This is a genomic window from Erwinia sp. MYb416 (genome assembly GCF_037479575.1).
GTDB classification, from domain to species: Bacteria; Pseudomonadota; Gammaproteobacteria; order Enterobacterales; family Enterobacteriaceae; genus Erwinia; species Erwinia rhapontici.
Genome location: NZ_JBBGYT010000398.1, coordinates 1 through 585, shown reverse-complemented (window position 1 = coordinate 585; position 585 = coordinate 1). Strand labels below are relative to the sequence as shown.

Here is a 585-nt window from a genome sequence, read left to right as displayed (position 1 = left end):
GATAATCACTTGCCGGAGTCAGCAACCACCAACTCATACCGACCAGTACGATTGACAGGGAACCCACGGCAATATCGGTAAACCAGTGTGCGCCAATCATCACGCGCGGCAGCGCAAAAATCAGCACAATAATCACGGCCAGAGCAAATGCACGTCGGGTGAAATAGCGCAGCATAAAGCAGGCAAAAATCATCAGCATCATACCGTGGTCACCGGGGAAACTGTCTGCCGAAGAATCTTTTGTCGGGATCCCGGTGAGTTTGGTCACATGGTTAACGTCCGGGAAGAATTTCGTTGGGCTGGGATGCGACACGGGAATTTGATGGCCGAGCTGGTTAAGGCCTACGGCCGTGATCAGCATGGTGATGCCGATGGCGAACATACGGCGGCGCCCTTCAGGTGTTTCACGACGCCAGAAATGCAGGTACAACCCGCCCATCGCCAGCAGTGACACACCGTCAAAGGCGCGGAAGTTGGTAATAGCCACCAGCCATAACAGAATTGGGTTAGTCACCAGTCGCTGGTTAAACCAGTAAAAAAGGGTTTTATCCAGGCTAAACCACAGGCCGTGGTTAGCTGGGAGAT

The 585-nt window shown here is 53.2% G+C and carries 1 protein-coding gene; it reads right to left on the bottom strand.

All coding sequences use genetic code 11. From position 1 onward, the window contains the following. Positions 1-585: phosphatase PAP2 family protein (locus WH277_RS05555; RefSeq protein ID WP_339504902.1), on the bottom strand; the 585-nt coding region annotated here is incomplete at both ends.